This window comes from Serratia sp. B501 (genome assembly GCF_051172315.1).
Lineage (GTDB): Bacteria > Pseudomonadota > Gammaproteobacteria > Enterobacterales > Enterobacteriaceae > Serratia > Serratia ureilytica.
The window spans coordinates 25794-42746 of the sequence record NZ_JBPIZB010000012.1; the positions used below are offsets into that span (position 1 = coordinate 25794).

The 16953-nt window shown below is 61.3% G+C and carries 17 protein-coding genes; 7 read left to right on the forward strand and 10 right to left on the reverse strand.

All coding sequences use genetic code 11. The features are described from left to right. Positions 1–3 precede the first annotated feature (3 nt). A complete protein-coding gene (gene dnaB / locus ACSBQV_RS23480; protein ID WP_025160134.1) occupies positions 4–1428 on the reverse strand; it encodes a replicative DNA helicase in 1425 nt (474 codons plus the stop codon). 167 nt (positions 1429–1595) lie between these two features. Here dnaB and ACSBQV_RS23485 point away from each other — a divergent pair, with 167 nt between their 5' ends. Beyond that, complete coding sequence (locus tag ACSBQV_RS23485; RefSeq protein ID WP_099784402.1) at positions 1596–2579, forward strand: quinone oxidoreductase; 984 nt, start codon at positions 1596–1598, stop codon at positions 2577–2579. Between the two features lie 299 nt (positions 2580–2878). Here ACSBQV_RS23485 and pspG read toward each other — a convergent pair whose 3' ends face one another. Continuing rightward, a complete protein-coding gene (pspG, locus tag ACSBQV_RS23490; RefSeq protein WP_099784404.1) occupies positions 2879–3097 on the reverse strand; it encodes an envelope stress response protein PspG in 219 nt (72 codons plus the stop codon). Between the two features lie 157 nt (positions 3098–3254). Next, positions 3255–4265, reverse strand: coding sequence for a tRNA dihydrouridine(20/20a) synthase DusA (gene dusA / locus ACSBQV_RS23495; protein ID WP_033644410.1), 1011 nt, complete (start codon positions 4263–4265; stop codon positions 3255–3257). 202 nt (positions 4266–4467) lie between these two features. On the opposite strand from dusA, the gene ACSBQV_RS23500 reads away from it, so the two are divergent. Together ACSBQV_RS23500 and ACSBQV_RS23505 are read left to right on the forward strand one after the other, a co-directional pair. Then, a complete protein-coding gene (locus tag ACSBQV_RS23500) occupies positions 4468–5001 on the forward strand; it encodes a tetratricopeptide repeat protein (RefSeq protein ID WP_099784406.1) in 534 nt (177 codons plus the stop codon). An 18-nt stretch (positions 5002–5019) separates the two neighbouring features. After that, on the forward strand, positions 5020–5565 hold the full coding sequence (locus ACSBQV_RS23505) for an RNA polymerase sigma factor (RefSeq protein WP_033644408.1): 546 nt from the start codon (positions 5020–5022) through the stop codon (positions 5563–5565). Between the two features lie 4 nt (positions 5566–5569). On the opposite strand, the gene ACSBQV_RS23510 is transcribed toward ACSBQV_RS23505, so the two are convergent. Further along, a complete protein-coding gene (locus tag ACSBQV_RS23510; RefSeq protein WP_042785466.1) occupies positions 5570–6142 on the reverse strand; it encodes a sugar O-acetyltransferase in 573 nt (190 codons plus the stop codon). Positions 6143–6387: 245 nt separating this feature from the next. On the opposite strand from ACSBQV_RS23510, the gene zur reads away from it, so the two are divergent. Beyond that, positions 6388–6900: a zinc uptake transcriptional repressor Zur gene (zur, locus tag ACSBQV_RS23515; protein WP_015379223.1), complete on the forward strand. Its 513-nt coding sequence runs from the start codon at positions 6388–6390 to the stop codon at positions 6898–6900. A 102-nt stretch (positions 6901–7002) separates the two neighbouring features. Here zur and ACSBQV_RS23520 read toward each other — a convergent pair whose 3' ends face one another. The 4 genes from ACSBQV_RS23520 to ACSBQV_RS23535 all read right to left on the reverse strand — a co-directional run bounded on the left by ACSBQV_RS23520 (position 7003) and on the right by ACSBQV_RS23535 (position 10048). Next, the gene (locus tag ACSBQV_RS23520) at positions 7003–7212 is read right to left on the reverse strand and encodes a CsbD family protein (RefSeq protein ID WP_004936743.1); all 210 of its coding nucleotides are present in this window, start codon (positions 7210–7212) and stop codon (positions 7003–7005) included. A gap of 315 nt (positions 7213–7527) precedes the next feature. Beyond that, entirely contained in the window at positions 7528–8865 is a 1338-nt protein-coding gene (dinF, locus tag ACSBQV_RS23525; RefSeq protein WP_033644406.1) for an MATE family efflux transporter DinF, read from the reverse strand. A gap of 103 nt (positions 8866–8968) precedes the next feature. Continuing rightward, positions 8969–9577, reverse strand: coding sequence for a transcriptional repressor LexA (gene lexA / locus ACSBQV_RS23530; protein ID WP_025160136.1), 609 nt, complete (start codon positions 9575–9577; stop codon positions 8969–8971). Positions 9578–9679: 102 nt separating this feature from the next. Continuing rightward, positions 9680–10048 carry a diacylglycerol kinase gene (locus ACSBQV_RS23535; protein ID WP_015379225.1) on the reverse strand — a complete coding sequence of 123 codons (369 nt, stop codon included), beginning with the start codon at positions 10046–10048 and terminating at the stop codon, positions 9680–9682. A 148-nt stretch (positions 10049–10196) separates the two neighbouring features. On the opposite strand from ACSBQV_RS23535, the gene plsB reads away from it, so the two are divergent. Then, on the forward strand, positions 10197–12662 hold the full coding sequence (gene plsB, locus ACSBQV_RS23540) for a glycerol-3-phosphate 1-O-acyltransferase PlsB (protein WP_046897191.1): 2466 nt from the start codon (positions 10197–10199) through the stop codon (positions 12660–12662). Positions 12663–12728: 66 nt separating this feature from the next. Here the strand turns inward: plsB and ubiA are convergent, their stop codons facing one another. Beyond that, positions 12729–13601, reverse strand: coding sequence for a 4-hydroxybenzoate octaprenyltransferase (gene ubiA / locus ACSBQV_RS23545; protein ID WP_025304455.1), 873 nt, complete (start codon positions 13599–13601; stop codon positions 12729–12731). Between the two features lie 17 nt (positions 13602–13618). Then, positions 13619–14134: a chorismate lyase gene (gene ubiC, locus ACSBQV_RS23550; RefSeq protein ID WP_033651214.1), complete on the reverse strand. Its 516-nt coding sequence runs from the start codon at positions 14132–14134 to the stop codon at positions 13619–13621. 392 nt (positions 14135–14526) lie between these two features. On the opposite strand from ubiC, the gene ACSBQV_RS23555 reads away from it, so the two are divergent. Together ACSBQV_RS23555 and ACSBQV_RS23560 are read left to right on the forward strand one after the other, a co-directional pair. Further along, positions 14527–15909: an MFS transporter gene (locus tag ACSBQV_RS23555; RefSeq protein ID WP_099789653.1), complete on the forward strand. Its 1383-nt coding sequence runs from the start codon at positions 14527–14529 to the stop codon at positions 15907–15909. Positions 15910–15933: 24 nt separating this feature from the next. Beyond that, on the forward strand, positions 15934–16935 hold the full coding sequence (locus ACSBQV_RS23560; RefSeq protein WP_047026580.1) for a LacI family DNA-binding transcriptional regulator: 1002 nt from the start codon (positions 15934–15936) through the stop codon (positions 16933–16935). Positions 16936–16953 lie beyond the last annotated feature (18 nt).

Sequence of the window (16953 nt, forward strand, 5' to 3'; positions counted from 1 at the left end):
TGATTATTCGTCATCGTATTGTGGCCCCGCGTAGTTATCGAAACGCGACCACTGGCCGTTAAAGGTAAGGCGCACGGTGCCGATTGGGCCGTTACGCTGCTTACCGATAATAATTTCCGCGATCCCTTTCAGATCGCTGTTCTCGTGATACACCTCATCACGATAGATGAACATAATCAGGTCGGCGTCCTGCTCGATGGAGCCGGATTCACGCAGGTCGGAGTTGACCGGGCGTTTGTCGGCGCGCTGCTCCAGGCTTCGGTTCAGCTGCGACAGCGCCACCACCGGCACCTGCAGCTCTTTCGCCAGCGCCTTCAGCGAGCGCGAAATCTCGGCGATCTCCAGCGTACGGTTGTCGGACAAGGCCGGCACGCGCATCAGCTGCAGGTAGTCGATCATGATCAGGCTAAGCCCGTCGTGCTCGCGGAAAATGCGCCGCGCGCGCGAGCGCACTTCGGTCGGCGTCAGGCCGGAGGAGTCGTCGATGTACATGTTGCGCTTCTCCAGCAGGATGCCCATGGTGCTGGAAATGCGCGCCCAGTCCTCGTCGTCGAGCTGGCCGGTACGGATGCGCGTCTGATCCACGCGCGACAGCGACGCCAGCATACGCATCATGATCTGCTCGCCGGGCATCTCCAGGCTGAAGATCAGCACCGGTTTCTCCTGGGTCATCGCGGCGTTTTCGCACAGGTTCATGGCGAAGGTGGTTTTCCCCATCGATGGACGGGCGGCGACGATGATCAGATCGGACTTTTGCATGCCCGCGGTTTTCTTGTTGAGGTCCTGATAGCCGGTATCGACCCCGGTCACGCCGTCATGCGGCTGCTGATACAGCTGTTCGATGCGCGAGACGGTGTCTTCCAGGATGCGTTCGATGCCCTTCGGGCCCTCGTCTTTGCTGGCGCGGTTCTCGGCGATTTGGAATACGCGGGATTCCGCCAGATCGAGCAGGTCTTCGCTGCTGCGCCCCTGCGGATCGTAGCCGGCGTCGGCGATTTCGTTAGCCACCGAGATCATTTCGCGCACCACCGCGCGCTCGCGCACGATGTCGGCGTAGGCGCCGATGTTGGCGGCGCTCGGGGTGTTTTTCGACAGCTCGGCCAGGTAGGCGAAGCCCCCCACCGAGTCCAGTTCGCCCTTCTGTTCAAGCGATTCGGACAGGGTGATGAGGTCGATAGGCTTGCTCATCTCCAGCAGACGCTGCATCTCGGTAAAGATCAGGCGATGCGGGCGGCTGAAGAAGTCGTTGGCGACCACGCGTTCCGCCACGTTGTCCCAACGCTCGTTATCCAGCATCAAACCGCCCAACACCGACTGCTCGGCCTCCAGCGAGTGCGGCGGCATCTTCAGCCCTTCCATCTGACGATCTCTGGAACGCTCTCTGGTTTCGTCCGCGTTTGTTTTGTTGGTTGGTTTTTTTCCTGCCATGAAACGTAGTCTTTATCCGGTTGCGAATGAAGGATCCTGACGCGAGAGTATACGTGATTTTTGCGTCATAACCGATGCAAAAAAGGTATTGAACCCCGCACGGGCGAACTGGATCTCCGATACTAAAAAGAATAGGGTGAAATCAGACACTCCAACGAGGTAATCCTATGGCCAAGCGCATTCAATTCTCCGCCGTCGGCGGACCGGAAGTCTTACAATACGTTGATTTTATACCCCTCGATCCGGCTGCCGGCGAAGTGCAGATCGAGAATAAGGCGATCGGCATCAACTACATCGACACCTATGTGCGCAGCGGGCTGTACGCGCCGGCCAGCCTGCCGAGCGGCCTCGGCACCGAAGCGGCCGGCGTGGTGGTCAAGGTCGGCGCCGGGGTCAGCGCGATCAAACCGGGCGACCGGGTGGTGTATGCGCAGTCGTCGCTCGGCGCCTACAGCGAGATCCACAACGTGCCGGAAGAGAAAGTGGCGCTGCTGCCGCACAACCTGAGCTTTGAGCAAGGCGCTGCTTCTTTCCTGAAAGGGCTGACGGTGCACTATCTGCTGCGCCAGACCCACGAAGTGCAGCCGGGTGAAGTATTTTTGTTCCATGCCGCCGCCGGCGGCGTCGGGCTGATCGCCTGTCAGTGGGCCAAAGCGCTGGGCGCGCGCCTGATCGGCAGCGTCGGCTCCGACGAGAAGGCGGCGCTGGCGAAGCAGGCCGGCGCCTGGGCCACCATCAACTACCATAAAGAGGATATCGCCCAGCGGGTGGCCGAGCTGACGCACGGCGAGAAGGTCGGCGTGGTATACGATTCGGTGGGGCAAAGCACCTGGCAGGCCTCGCTCAACAGCCTGAAGCGGCGCGGCCTGATGGTCAGCTTCGGCAACGCGTCCGGCCCGGTGACCGGCGTCGATCTGGCGCTGCTGAATCAGAAGGGCTCGCTGTACGTCACCCGCCCTTCCCTCAACGGCTACATCACCAACCGCGCCGAGCTGCAGTACGCCAGCAACGAGCTGTTCTCGCTGATCGGCAGCGGCGCCATTCGGGTGGAGGTGAGAGACGAGCAGAAATTCGCGCTGGCCGACGCCCAGCGTGCGCACCAGGTGCTGGAAAGCCGCAGCACCAGCGGTTCCAGCCTGCTGATCCCCTGATCGCGGCCAAAGAAAAGGGCTCCTTGCGGAGCCCTTTCTGTTACTGCGTTTTGTAGGGGTAGAGCAGAGTCCGCCAGAGACAGGGGTTGCTTTAGCAACACGAATTTTAGGTGTCTCTCACGGTGATGAAATCGGTCGCATCACTGCATCGACCCACATCCTAACAGCCCCGTCCGGCAAAAAACACGCTTTATGTGCCACATCGCCGGGGAAAACTGCCAAGCTGTGATCGCTGCCGCATTCGCGGTGCGGGAAATTGTGCAAGTTTCAGTGTGACTGTCTGATTATTCAGCAAAAAATCAGTAACGCCGGATCTGGGGTTTCTGCATTGAACGGTAAATCCATACCCCAACCACCGCCAAAATCAGCCACGGCAGCAGCTTAATGACCACTGCGAACAGCCCGCCCAACAGCATGAATGCCGCCGCCACCAACAGCGCAGCGAAGATCCCCAGCAGCGAGATGCCGGTCACCGTCAGCATCACCACAAAACCAATGAGAAAGAAGATTTCCAACATGATTGCTCCTTTGCAATACAACGTATCTGCAGAGTGGATTACAAGAAGCGTGCCAGAACGGCGGATGGGCTAACCCATTGAAAATAGAGGACAGGCATCCGGTAACCCACCGAACACCTGGCGAAAAACACTAACTGTTGGTCAAATTTTTTGTGGATTACGCCATTTCGACGCGCGGCTGACGCACCAGCGCCAGCGCCTGCTCCACCACCCGCGCATCGGCGCCCGGCTTGTGGGCGTTCTCGCTCAGATGGCGACGCCACTGGCGCGCGCCCGGCACGCCCTGGAACAGACCGAGAATATGGCGAGTAATGTGGCCAAGATAGGTGCCGTTAGACAGCTCGCGCTCGATATACGGATACAGCGCTTCGACGATCGCCACGCTGTCCGGCACCGCAGTCTGCGCGCCGAACAGTTCGCTGTCGACCCGCGCCAGGATACCCGGATTCTGATACGCCTCGCGCCCCATCATCACGCCGTCCAAGTGCTGCAGGTGCTGCCGCGCCTCTTCCAGCGTTTTCACCCCGCCGTTAATGGCGATGGTCAACGCCGGGAAATCCCGCTTCAACTGATAGACGCGCGGATAGTCCAGCGGCGGCACTTCGCGGTTTTCTTTCGGGCTGAGGCCGGAGAGCCAGGCCTTGCGCGCGTGGATGGTGAACATGTCGCACTCGCCGCGCCCGGCGACGGTCTCGATAAAGTCACACAGGAAGGCGTAGCTGTCCTGATCGTCGATGCCGATGCGGGTCTTCACCGTCACCGGGATCGACACCACGTCGCGCATCGCCTTGATGCAATCGGCGACCAGCGCCGCCTGGCCCATCAGACAGGCGCCGAACATGCCGTTTTGCACCCGATCGGACGGGCAGCCGACGTTGAGGTTAATCTCATCGTAACCGCGCTGCTCCGCCAGCTTGGCGCAATGCGCCAGCGCGGCCGGATCGCTGCCGCCCAGCTGCAGCGCCACCGGATGCTCTTCTTCGCTGTAGGCCAGATAGTCGCCCTTGCCGTGGATGATCGCGCCGGTGGTCACCATCTCGGTGTACAGCAGCGTTTCCTTGGTCAGCAGGCGGTGGAAGTAACGGCAATGACGATCGGTCCAGTCGAGCATCGGCGCGATGGAGAAACGATTGGCGGCGTAGGTTGGGGCGTGGTTGTCTTTCGTCATGCTGAGTTACTGGCTACCTGAGTCTGTCTGGGTTCAACGAACGGCGCGCGGCCGCAAACGGCTATTATAACGACAATCGGCGCCGTTGGGAAAACCCACTTGCCGCCGGCAAAAATAAGCGGAGACAAGGCGAATAAACCTGCTCGTTCAGGTGTTATCTCATTACGGGCGCGCACGGCGCCTCTGCCTTGAGGACATAACCATGAACAGCTTCATTAAACGCCTGCTGGCATCGGCCATTGCCGGCTGCCTGCTGTTGTCCGGCGCGACGCTGGCGATGGGCGGCGACGGCAGCGGTCAAACCCCGCCAACCTGTCCGAAAGGCCAGGTCTACGACAGCAAAACTCAGACTTGCATGGTAGATAAAAGCGGCAAGGTCGACGACGCCGACCGCACTAACTACGCCTATGCACTGGCGAAAAGCGGCCGCTATCAGGAAGCGCTCGATATGCTCAATACGTTGAAAAATCCCAACACTGCCGTTGCGCTGAACTATCGCGGCTACGCCACGCGCAAACTTGGCCGCACCGATGAAGGGATCGGCTATTATTTAAAATCAGTAGCCCTCGATCCGAAATACCCCAAAGTGCGCGAGTACCTGGGGGAAGCCTATATGCTGAAAGGCCGGCCCGATCTGGCTCGCCAACAGCTGCAGGTGATCCAGTCGCTGTGCGGCACCGGGTGCGAGGAGTACCGCGATTTGGCGGCGGCCATCGACCGCCACCCGGAATCGTGATCCGACGCGCCTGCGGAGGTGACTATCAGCGGCGATGCGATACGCGATGAACTCGGCCACTATCTCTCCCGCCTGTGGCGCTATGCGCTGGTGCTTTCGCACCGGCGGGATGTCGCCGACGATCTGGTGCAGGCCACCTGCCTGCGTGCGCTGGAGCGCGCCGCGCAATTCACCCCCGGTTCACACCTGGATCGCTGGCTGTTTTCCATCTTGCACTCCATTTGGCTCAATGAAGTTCGCGCCCAACATCTTCGCCAGGGGCAAGGCTGCATGGCGGCGGAAGAGCTGGGCGATGCGGACAACGGCGAACAGCCGGTCTGGCTCCATGAAGTGATGCGGCGCGTCAGCCGGCTGCCGACGGCCCAGCGCAACGCGCTGTTTCTGGTGTATGTCGAAGGGCTGTCTTACCGGGAGGCCGCAAAAGTGCTGGCAGTGCCGATCGGCACCGTCATGAGCCGTTTGGCGGCCGCACGCCTGGCATTGGCCGATGACCGCCCGTTGGCAAACGACGGCCCGCACCGCAAAGAGCGCCATCCCGCCCCCTTGCCTCCTGCTCGTCGATAACGCCCTATTCCAACGAGCGGATAACCCGGCATGGCTGCCCCAGCGCCAGCACGTTGGCCGGGATGTCGCCGGTGACGATGCTGCCCGCGCCGATGGTGGTGCCGTCGCCGATGGTCACTCCCGGCAGGATCACTACGTTGCCGCCGATCCAGACGTTGTTGCCAATGGACACCGGCTGCGCCGAGGTGCGGAAAGGGAAATCCGGATCGCCGGTGAAGCGCTCTGCGGCCTTCAGCGGGTGGCTCGGCGTATAGATTTGCACGTTGGGGCCGATCAGCGTGTTGTCGCCGATGGTGATGGTATTGCAGTCGAGGAACACCGCGTTGACGTTGATAAAACAGTTTTTACCGATGCGGACATGCTGCCCGTAGTCGCACCAGAATGGCGTTTCAATCCAACTCGCCTCCCCCCAGGCGCCGAACAGCTCGCCGAGCAGGCGGTTTTTCTCGTCCGCCTGATGCGAGTCCAGCGCCCCCAAGCTTTTGATCAACGCCCTCGCCCGATGGTACATCCCGATCAGTTCTTCATCGCGGCTGTTGTACTCCAGGCCGCTTAACAGCTTCTCTCTTTCCGTCATCACACAGGGCTCCTGCTCATCACGCGGGTGAAAGGCGTTATACCGCTCTCGTCCTCCGCTCTCCAGCGCTAAAACCGGCAACGTTGATTTGCCGCCCGACGGCGGGGAAAAGTTGTGACGCATCTCTCTTTTAGCGCGATCGGCGCGCCTTTCCCTGCGCTATCATCAGGGGAAAAGGGGGCAACTCTCGGCGATTCGCCGTAATCATGGTAAAATCGGCTTTTTTACGTACCGGGATATTTGCGATGAACTCAACCACCCAGGAAAAGCTGCTGGCGCAGGCTGAACGCCTCTGCCAGCAACGCAATGTGCGATTGACGCCGCAACGGCTGGAAGTGCTGCGTCTGATGACTCAGCAACCCGGTGCAATCAGCGCATATGACCTGCTCGATCTGCTGCGCGTCGCCGAACCGCAGGCCAAGCCGCCGACGGTATACCGCGCGCTGGATTTTCTGCTGGAGCAAGGGTTTATCCATAGAGTGGAGTCGGCTAACAGCTACGTGCTATGCCACCATTTCGAACAGCCGATGCATACGTCCGCGCTGTTTATCTGCGACCGCTGCGGCCAGGTGACCGAACGCACCACCGAAGGCGTGGAGGAAACGCTGCAGAAACTGGCGCAGGAAGCCGGATTTGCACTGCGGCACAGCGTGGTGGAAGCGCACGGTCTGTGCGCCGGTTGCGTTGAAGTTGAAGCTTGTGACAGCAAGCATGACTGCGCCGAACACGATCACAGCATCGCCATCAAGAAGAAGTAAGACGAAGTCAGGTACTTCCCTGTACCTGCGGCCGTGGCGCCAGAGGATGGAGCGACGCCGGCCTGCGCTGTTGCCGGCCGCCGTCAGTGGCGGCCCTGCGTGTTACCAGCGGTGTTTGGTGTGATCTTCCCAGGCCTTCACCTCTTTTTCGGCCGCCTCTTTCTGGTAACCGTAGCGCTCCTGAATTTTGCCGACCAGCTGTTCGCGTTTCCCTTCGATGACCGTCAGATCGTCATCGGTCAGCTTGCCCCATTTCTCTTTCACTTTGCCTTTCAGCTGCTTCCAGTTACCGTCGGCTTGATCTTTATTCATAGTCTCTCCGTTAACCTGTGGTGAATCAGTGATCCCTGTTGCCGGCCGGGGTTAACCAGAAATTTTTCTGGCCGATGCTTCCTTCACCTTAAGAAACACCGCTCCCCTTCATTTACCAGCCACATGATTCATTCTAGTTAAACATGGAAATAAAAAAGCCAAAACACAGAATAAAAAACCATTAACAAACAAAATAAAAACAAAAAACGCTAACAAACAACGAACTAACGCGAACAGACCAAGGCTGAAAACATGTAAGCAAACATGACCAAAATCATAAGAAAAACTAACCATTAACCCAACAAAACGTCCGGTTTAATGTGCAGTAAACCAGCTGCCGCGCACCTGGTGACGGTGCCAAATCCAGCCCAATGCCACGCCACGCAACGTCAGAAACACCGCCAGCGCCAGCCAGAGCCCGTGGTTGCCAAGCAGCGGCACGCTGAACAGCGTCAGACCGTACCCTGCCGCGGCCACCGCCATGCTGTTACGCATCTCAGCGCCCCGCGTGGCGCCGATAAACATGCCATCCAGCAAATAGCACCACACCCCGACCAGCGGCAAAATGACCTGCCACGGTAAATAGTGGGCGGCCAACGCGCGCAGCTCCGGTAGAGAGGTCAACGCCGCCACGATCTGCTGGCCGGTAACGGCATACGCCAGGCCGAAGGCCAACGCGACCAGCCCCGCCTGCCTGCAGGCCGCGTGCCACACCTTACGCAGTTGGCTGCCGTCCCGAGCGCCGTAGGCGTGGCCGGAATGGGCCTCCACCGCATAAGCGAAGCCGTCGAGCGCATAGGCGGTAAACGTCAGCAGGTTCATCAACACCGCGTTAACCGCCACCACATCGCTCCCCAGGCGAGCGCCGAAAATGGTCAGCGACGCAAAGCACAGCTGCAGCAGCAATGAACGCAACATGATGTCGCGATTGAGCGCCAGCAGGCGACGCAGATCGCCACGCCAGGCCTGACGCAACATCGCCAGGGTAATACCGCGCAGACGCATCACCCGCCACGCCAGCCACAGGCCGAGCAATAGCGTGGCATATTCGGCGATGGCGGTGGCCGCCGCCGCCCCTCGCACGTTCCAACCCAGGCCCATCACCAGCCAAATATCCAGCACGATGTTCAGCAGGTTGCCGACGATCAGCAGGATCACCGGCGCACGCACGTACTGCACGCCGAGCAGCCAGCCCAGCAGCACCAGGTTGGCCAGCGCCGCCGGCGCGCTCAACCAGCGGATCTCAAGAAAACGCCGCGCCTGCTCCAGCACCTCGCCATCGCCGCCGACGATCCGCAGCGCCAGTTCAATAAGCGGGTAGCGCAACAGGACGATCGCCCCCCCGGCCAACAACGCCAGCAGCAGCGGTTGCATAAAGGCGCGCGCCAGCGCCTGCGGGTTCTTCGCTCCCAGCGCCTGCGCCGCGAGGCCGGTGGTGCTCATGCGCAGGAACAGCAGCAGCATGAACAGGAAGCTGGTCGCCACCGCGCCGATCGCCACGCCACCCAAATAGATCGGGCTGTCGAGGTGGCCGATCACCGCGGTGTCCACCAGCCCGAGCAGCGGCACGGTGATATTGGAGAAAATCATCGGCAGGGCGAGGCGCCACAGGGCTTTATCGGTGTCGCTGGTGAAGGCGGAAATCAGGCGCATGATGGGATGTTCCTGTGACAGAGTGACGAAGGGCGAAGTCAGAAACAAAAACGCCCCAAAACAGGGGCGATTGATACAGGGAGCGACGGTGATGGCGCGGCGATTAAATCCAGTCGCCGTTGCGGATCACGCCGACCGCCAGCCCTTCGATCGTGAAATTCTGCTGGCGCAGATCGACCACGATCGGTTGGAATTCGTTGTTCTCCGGCAGCAGTTCAACCACGTTGCCGTGCTTTTTCAAGCGTTTGACCGTCACTTCGTCTTCGATGCGCGCGACCACGACCTGGCCGTTGCGCACGTCTTGCGTTTTGTGCACCGCCAGCAGATCGCCGTCCAGAATGCCGATGTCGCGCATCGACATGCCGTTCACCCGCAACAGGAAATCGGCGCTCGGTTTGAACAGGGATGGATCCACCTGGTAGTGCCCTTCGATGTGCTGCTGCGCCAGCAGCGGCTCGCCGGCGGCGACGCGGCCGATCAGCGGCAGCCCTTCTTCTTCTTCCATCAGCAGGCGGATACCGCGCGACGCGCCGGAGACGATTTCGATCACGCCTTTGCGTGCCAGCGCCTTCAGGTGCTCTTCGGCGGCGTTAGGCGAACGGAACCCCAGACGCATCGCGATCTCGGCACGCGTCGGCGGCATGCCCGTTTGCGAAATATGATCGCGAATCAGATCGTAGACCTCTTGCTGTCTGGTAGTTAGTGCTTTCATTCCGCCCCCTGTTTGTTTATACAGTCTTGCTGTGAGTATATACAGGTAAGCGCGGATTGGGAACCGAAGAATAAATAAAAATCAGTCAGTAGGCGCTTTGCGTCAGCCAAAATGCTGCCACAAGACCGTGCCCCAAACGAACAGCGCGAGTACGATCGCCAGCGACACCGCCGCCGATCCCATGTCCTTGGCCCGCCCGGACAGCTCATGGTGTTCGCTGCCGATGCGATCCACCACCGCCTCGATCGCGCTGTTCAGGATCTCGACGATCATCACCAGCGCCACCGATCCGATCAATAAAATGCGCGCTATCGCACCCACGTCCAGCCAGACAGCCAGTATGATAGCCAGGAGGGTCACCACCAGTTCCTGGCGGAACGCCGCCTCGTGTTGCCAGGCGGCGGAAAGCCCTTTATAAGAATAGCCGGCGGCCTTGATGATGCGGGTCAATCCGGTTGCTTGGTTTGCCATGTTTTCGTGCCTTTCTCAGAGGTCGGTCATAATAAAAAGAGTCTAGAACAGTCCGCGCTGACGGCTCTCGGTTTTCGAACACCACAGATCTGCTACCCGGTTTCTGGTATGCTTGCGGCGCATTGCTAACAAGAGGCTTCACGTTGTTATGTCAGGTTGGCGTAAAATTTATTATAAAATATTGAATTTACCACTTAAATTGTTGGTAAGAAGTAAGGTCATCCCTTCAGATCCGGTTACCGAGCTAGGGTTGGATCCCTCACGGCCGATTTTGTATGTTTTACCTTACAATTCCAAGGCGGATTTGCTGACGCTGCGCACCCAGTGCCTGGCGCAGGATCTGCCCGATCCGCTCAACGCGCTGGAGATCGACGGCACCGTGCTGCCGAGCTACGTGTTCATTCACGACGGCCCGCGCGTGTTCCGCTACTACACCCCGAAAGAAGAGTCGGTAAAGCTGTTCCACGACTACCTGGATCTGCATCGCAGCAATCCGGATCTCGACATTCAGATGCTGCCGGTTTCGGTCATGTTCGGCCGCTCGCCGGGCCGCGAAGGCCACGGCACGCCGCACCTGCGTCTGTTGAACGGCGTGCAAAAATTCTTCGCCGTGCTGTGGCTCGGCCGCGACAGCTTCGTGCGCTTCTCCAACACCGTTTCGCTGCGCCGCATGGCCACCGAACACGGCACGGATAAAACCATCGCGCAGAAACTGGCGCGCGTGGCGCGCATGCACTTCTCGCGTCAACGCCTGGCCGCAGTAGGCCCAAGCCTGCCGGCCCGTCAGGATCTGTTCAACAAGCTGTTGGCGTCCAAAGCGATCGAAAAAGCGGTCGAGGACGAAGCGCGCAGCAAGAAGATCTCGCACGAGAAGGCCCAGCAGAACGCCATCGCGTTGATGGAAGAGATCGCCGCCGACTTCTCCTACGAAACCGTGCGTCTGTCCGATCGCGTGCTGAGCTGGACCTGGAACCGGCTGTATCAGGGCATCAACGTCACCAACGCCGAGCGCGTGCGCCAGCTGGCGCAGGACGGCCACGAGATCGTCTACGTGCCCTGCCACCGCAGCCACATGGACTATCTGCTGCTGTCCTACGTGCTGTATCACCAGGGCCTGGTGCCGCCGCACATCGCTGCGGGCATCAACCTCAACTTCTGGCCGGCCGGCCCGATCTTCCGTCGTCTGGGCGCGTTCTTCATCCGCCGCACCTTCAAGGGCAACAAGCTTTACTCGACGGTGTTCCGCGAATACCTCGGCGAGCTGTTCACCCGCGGTTACTCGGTGGAATACTTCGTGGAAGGCGGCCGTTCCCGCACCGGGCGTCTGCTGGAGCCGAAGACCGGCACCCTGTCGATGACCATTCAGGCGATGCTGCGCGGCGGCGCCCGTCCGATCACGCTGGTGCCGATCTACATCGGCTACGAGCATGTGATGGAAGTGGGCACCTACGCCAAAGAGCTGCGCGGCGCCACCAAGGAAAAAGAGAGCCTGCTGCAGATGCTGCGCGGCCTGCGCAAACTGCGCAATCTGGGCCAGGGTTACGTCAACTTCGGCGAACCGCTGCCGTTGACCGCTTACCTCAACCAGCACGTGCCGCAGTGGCGCGAGTCGATCGATCCGATCGAGGCTCAGCGCCCAAGCTGGTTGACGCCGACGGTCAACGATCTCGCCGGCCAGATCATGGTGCGCATCAACAATGCCGCCGCGGCCAACGCCATGAACCTGTGTTCCACCGCGCTGCTGGCCTCGCGCCAGCGTTCGCTGACCCGCGAACAATTGCTCGAGCAGCTCGAGTGCTACCTGCAGCTGATGCGCAACGCGCCTTACGCGCATGACGTCACCGTACCGTCGCAGACGCCGGACGAGCTGCTGGATCACGCGCTGAACATGAACAAGTTCGAGGTGGAAAAGGACAACATCGGCGACATCATCATTCTGCCGCGCGAGCAGGCGGTGCTGATGACCTATTACCGCAACAACATCCACCACCTGCTGGTGTTGCCGTCGCTGATCGCCAGCATCGTCATGCATCATCGCCGGGTATCGCGCGCCGAACTGCTGCGCCAGATTGGCATGATTTACCCGATGCTGAAAGCCGAGCTGTTCCTGCATAACGACAAGGAGCAGCTGCCGGACGTGCTGCGGCCGATGATCGACGAGCTGATCCGCCAACAGCTGATCTGCGACAAAGGCGACGAGCTGGTGCTGAACCCGGCGCGCATTCGTCCGCTGCAGCTGCTGGCCGCCGGGGTGCGCGAAACCCTGCAACGCTACGCCATCACTATGTCGATCCTCAGCGCCAACCCGAGCATCAACCGCGGCGCGCTGGAGAAAGAGAGCCGCATCATGGCGCAGCGTCTGTCGGTGCTGCACGGCATCAACGCGCCGGAATTCTTCGACAAGGCGGTGTTCTCCACCCTGGTGGCGACGCTGCGCGAAGAAGGCTACATCAACGACAGCGGCGATGCGATCCGCGAGCACACCCTCGAGGTGTACAACATGCTGAGCGATCTGATCACGCCGGAAATCAAGCTGACTATCGAAAGCGTCAACATGCCGGAAGAGACCAACGCTCTGCCGCAAACCGATGCGCAAGAAGAGAAAGACGAGTGATTTCGCCCGGCGCGGAAACACAAAAGGCACCCCGAGGGGTGCCTTTTTTCTTGCTGCAGGAAACCGTTACGCCGGCAGATAGCTGAGCGCGATGCCGATAAACACCACCAGCCCGACATAATTGTTCTGCAGGAAGGCCTTGAAACAGGCCTCGCGCTCGCGCCCGGCGATCTGCTTCTGCTGGTGAATGAACAGCGCGCCCGCCAGCAACAGCGACCAGTAAAACGCGCCGCCGAGCTGCGCCAGATAACCGACCCATACCAGCAGCAACAGCGTCGCGAACTGCAACAGCCCGACGATCAGCTTGTCATAACGCCCGAACAGGATAGCGGTGGACTTGATGCCTATTTTCAGATCATCGTCGCGATCGACCATCGCATATAGCGTGTCGTAGGCCACCGTCCAGCAGATGTTCGCCAGCAGCAGCAGCCAGCAGCTGAGCGGCAGCGATTCGCTGACCGCCGCATAGCCCATCGGAATGCCCCAGCCGAACGCGGCGCCCAGCACGAACTGCGGCAGGTTGGTCACCCGCTTCATAAAAGGATACACCCAGGCCAGCGCCAGCGCCGCCAGCGACAGCCAGATGGTCATCGCATTCAGCGTCAACACCAGGCAGAACGAGATCAGCACCAGCACCACGAACAGCACCTTGGCCTCTTTCGCGCTCACCCGGCCGCTCGGCATCGGCCGCCCGGCGGTGCGCTTTACGTAGCCGTCCACCGCGCGATCGGCGTAATCATTCACCACGCAGCCGGCGGCGCGCATCAGGAACACGCCGAGCACGAACACCACCAGAATCGACAGCGGCGGCACGCCTTTCCCGGCCAGCCACAGCGCCCACAGCGTCGGCCACAACAGCAACAGCGTGCCGATCGGTTTATCAATGCGCATCAAATGGCTGTAAGCCCGCCATTTACTTTGAGTCACGCTTCCCTCCAACGTCTTGCTCTCCTCTCTTATGCGGGAACCGCTGAATACAGCGGCGAAGCCGGTAAAAACAGTTCGGTCAGCAGCAGCGGCTTGCCCGCCAGCCGCAGCCGTGAACGACGCGCCCACAGCGCGTCCTGCCGGCCGATATGGATATAGTCGCGGGTCAGATCGCCGCTGCTGAACAGATAGCGCCCGAGCGGCAGCGTCCCCAGATCCACCAACGCCTGATCGGGGCCGGTCAGCGTATGTTCCGGGATCACCGTGCGCCCCAGCAGCCAGGGCTGGTCGTCGCCCAGCAGCACCACTTCGCGCAGCCAGTAGCGCGGGCTGTCGGGCAGGTGGTTAGCCTCGTCGCCCAGCGCCTCGCGCGTGACGAAGCATTCGCGCTGCGGCTCAACGCGCACCTGGGCGCAATGGCGTTCAAATCGGCGGGTCATGGAGCCTAACTCCATCAGCCAGTCGCTGACGGCGGCGGGCGCCGGAGGATCCTGTTCGGATAACCACTCCAGCGGCGGCAGGATGGAATCCCTGATGCCAGACATTGCTTTACTCCTCGCCTGAACCGCAGCCGGTACGGCGCGCCAGACGATACAAACTGTTAACAGGCCCCCATTGTAGCGCAGAAATGCGAAAGCGGCAGGCTGATTCGTGGCGAAAACGGCAGGCCTATCGGCCGGAAAAACCGGGGTTCTGTCATCTTTTTGCCATCCGTATTCTCTATCTTCATTTCCCGGCGCGCTGACGATTCTGTGATCGCCCGCAAAGTTTCAGCTTCCTCGCGTTGTGTTATCTACGCGCGTAGATACCCTGATACAGCAGCGTTGAATCGCCATGCGTCCGACATGATTTGTCGGCACACCTTTGTTGCCGGCACCAGGGAAACCATCTTTAACCGCGCCCCTCCAGGCGCAGAACAAAAGAGGATAGCACTGCCATGAGCGAAACAACGCTTGCCCCTTCACAGACCGCCGACGCCGCGCTGGCGGCCGATGAACGCCTGGCGACCAAAGAGGGGCGCAGCCAATTTTGGCGCGCCACCTTCTCCTGCTGGCTCGGCACCGCCATGGAATACGTCGACTTCGCGCTGTACGGCCTGGCGGCCGGCATGGTGTTCGGCGACGTGTTCTTCCCGGAAGCCACGCCGCTGGTGGCGCTGCTGGCCAGTTTCGCCACCTACTCCGTCGGCTTCGTCGCGCGGCCGATCGGCGCGCTGGTGTTCGGCTGGATCGGCGACCGCAAAGGCCGCCGCGTGGTGCTGATCACCACCGTGGCGCTGATGGGCCTCTCCACCACGCTGATCGGCCTGATCCCGTCCTATGCGCAAATCGGCGTCTGGGCGCCCGCCTGCCTGGTGATCCTGCGCTTCGCGCAGGGGTTCGGCGCCGGGGCGGAGCTGTCCGGCGGCGCGGTGATGCTGGCGGAATACGCGCCGGCCAAGCGGCGCGGGCTGGTGGCGTCGATCATCGCCATCGGCTCCAACAGCGGCACCCTGCTGGCGTCGCTGGTATGGCTGCTGGTGCTGCAGCTGGACAAGGAAGATCTGATGAGCTGGGGCTGGCGCATTCCGTTCCTCGCCAGCATTCTGATCGCCGGGGTGGCGCTGTACCTGCGCCGTCACGTGCGGGAAACGCCGGTATTCGAACGCGAGCTGCAGCAAAACCACCAGCGCATGCTGGACGCCGCCCAGGCCGCGCCGGATACGCGCAGCTACCTGCAACGCACTAAGGCGTTCTGGGTGATGCTCGGCCTGCGCATCGGCGAAAACGGCCCCTCCTACCTGTGCCAGGGCTTTATCGTCGGCTATGTCGCCAAGGTGCTGATGGTCGATAAATCGGTGCCGGCGCTGGCGGTGTTGATCGCCTCGCTGTGCGGTTTTCTGGTGATCCCGCTGGCCGGCTGGCTGTCCGATCGTTTCGGCCGCCGCATCACCTACCGGTGGTTCTGCCTGCTGCTGGTGCTGTACGCCTTCCCGGCGTTCTGGCTGCTCGACAGCCGTGAACCGGCTATCGTCATCTCGGTGATCGTGGTCGGCATGTGCATCGCGTCGCTGGGGATCTTCGGCGTTCAGGCGGCCTACGGCGTCGAACTGTTCGGCGTGAAGAATCGCTACTCCAAGATGGCGTTCGCCAAAGAGCTCGGCTCGATCCTCTCGGGCGGCACCGCGCCGCTGATCGCCACCGCGCTGCTGTCCGGTTACGGTCACTGGTGGCCTGTCGCCTGCTATTTTGTTGTAATGGCGGCCATCGGCTTAATCACCACCTTCTTTGCTCCCGAAACCCGCGGCCGCGATCTCAACCTGCCGCAGGATGCCGCGTAGCGAGAAGGCGAACAGGACCTCAATTTGGATAATCACTCCGCGCGACGCGTTACCCGCGCCGACGTGGCCCGCGTAGCGGGCACCTCCGTCGCCGTGGTCAGCTATGTGATCAACAACGGCCCGCGCCCGGTGGCGGAAGCCACCCGGCTGCGCGTGCTGGCGGCGATCGAGCAGACCGGCTACCGGCCGAACGACATCGCGCGGGCATTGGCCTCCGGCAGCACGCAAACCTACGGGCTGGTGGTGCCGGATATTTCCAACCCGTTCTTCGCCACGCTGGCGCGGGCGCTGCAGCAGGAGGCCTTCAGCCGCGGCCGCGTGCTGCTGCTGGGCGACGCCGGCGATGACCGGCAGCGCGAGTATGAGCTGATCAATAACCTGCTGCGTCGCCAGGTCGACGGCCTGCTGTACACCAGCGTCGATCGCCATCCGTGGTTCGAGCTGATCCGCGCCTCCGGCACGCCCTGCGTGATGATAGACACTATCGACAGCCAGGCCGGCGTCTGCGCCATCCGCGTCGACGAGCGCGACGCCGCCTGCCAGGCGACCCGCCATCTGCTGCAGCACGGCTATCGCGACATCGGCATTTTTATCGGTCCACTAACCATGCTCAACGCGCAGGATCGCCTGAACGGCTGGCGCGATGCGCTGCTGGAGGCGGGCATTGCGCCGCGCGACGAGTGGATTTTCGAGGCGCCTTACACCCGCCAGGGCGGCTACCAGGCCACCCAGCGCCTGGTGCAAGGCCCGCGCCCGCGCGCCGTTTTCACCTCCAACGAGCAGCAGGCGCTCGGCTGCCTGTCGGCGCTGGCGGAGCATGGGTTGCGCGCGCCGGACGATCTGGCGCTGATCTGTTTTAACGGCACGCAGCAATCCGAATTCAGCGTGCCGCCGCTCAGCGCGGTCGAGCAGCCTATCGACGCCATGGCCAAGCGGGCCATCGCCATGCTGGCCGCCGGCGCCGCGCCCGCCGAGCTGCATGAATTCGCTTTTCAACTGCGCATCCGCCGTTCCTGCGGCTGTTAGCGGTTTTTCAGGACACCT

Bases quoted from the DNA above. Each gene is read 5' to 3' on its own strand.
- dnaB (WP_025160134.1), bottom strand. From the start codon at position 1,428: ATGGCAGGAAAAAAACCAACCAACAAAACAAACGCGGACGAAACCAGA.
- ACSBQV_RS23485 (WP_099784402.1), top strand. From the start codon at position 1,596: ATGGCCAAGCGCATTCAATTCTCCGCCGTCGGCGGACCGGAAGTCTTA.
- pspG (WP_099784404.1), bottom strand. From the start codon at position 3,097: ATGTTGGAAATCTTCTTTCTCATTGGTTTTGTGGTGATGCTGACGGTG.
- dusA (WP_033644410.1), bottom strand. From the start codon at position 4,265: ATGACGAAAGACAACCACGCCCCAACCTACGCCGCCAATCGTTTCTCC.
- ACSBQV_RS23500 (WP_099784406.1), top strand. From the start codon at position 4,468: ATGAACAGCTTCATTAAACGCCTGCTGGCATCGGCCATTGCCGGCTGC.
- ACSBQV_RS23510 (WP_042785466.1), bottom strand. From the start codon at position 6,142: ATGACGGAAAGAGAGAAGCTGTTAAGCGGCCTGGAGTACAACAGCCGC.
- zur (WP_015379223.1), top strand. From the start codon at position 6,388: ATGAACTCAACCACCCAGGAAAAGCTGCTGGCGCAGGCTGAACGCCTC.
- ACSBQV_RS23520 (WP_004936743.1), bottom strand. From the start codon at position 7,212: ATGAATAAAGATCAAGCCGACGGTAACTGGAAGCAGCTGAAAGGCAAA.
- dinF (WP_033644406.1), bottom strand. From the start codon at position 8,865: ATGCGCCTGATTTCCGCCTTCACCAGCGACACCGATAAAGCCCTGTGG.
- lexA (WP_025160136.1), bottom strand. From the start codon at position 9,577: ATGAAAGCACTAACTACCAGACAGCAAGAGGTCTACGATCTGATTCGC.
- ACSBQV_RS23535 (WP_015379225.1), bottom strand. From the start codon at position 10,048: ATGGCAAACCAAGCAACCGGATTGACCCGCATCATCAAGGCCGCCGGC.
- plsB (WP_046897191.1), top strand. From the start codon at position 10,197: ATGTCAGGTTGGCGTAAAATTTATTATAAAATATTGAATTTACCACTT.
- ubiC (WP_033651214.1), bottom strand. From the start codon at position 14,134: ATGTCTGGCATCAGGGATTCCATCCTGCCGCCGCTGGAGTGGTTATCC.
- ACSBQV_RS23555 (WP_099789653.1), top strand. From the start codon at position 14,527: ATGAGCGAAACAACGCTTGCCCCTTCACAGACCGCCGACGCCGCGCTG.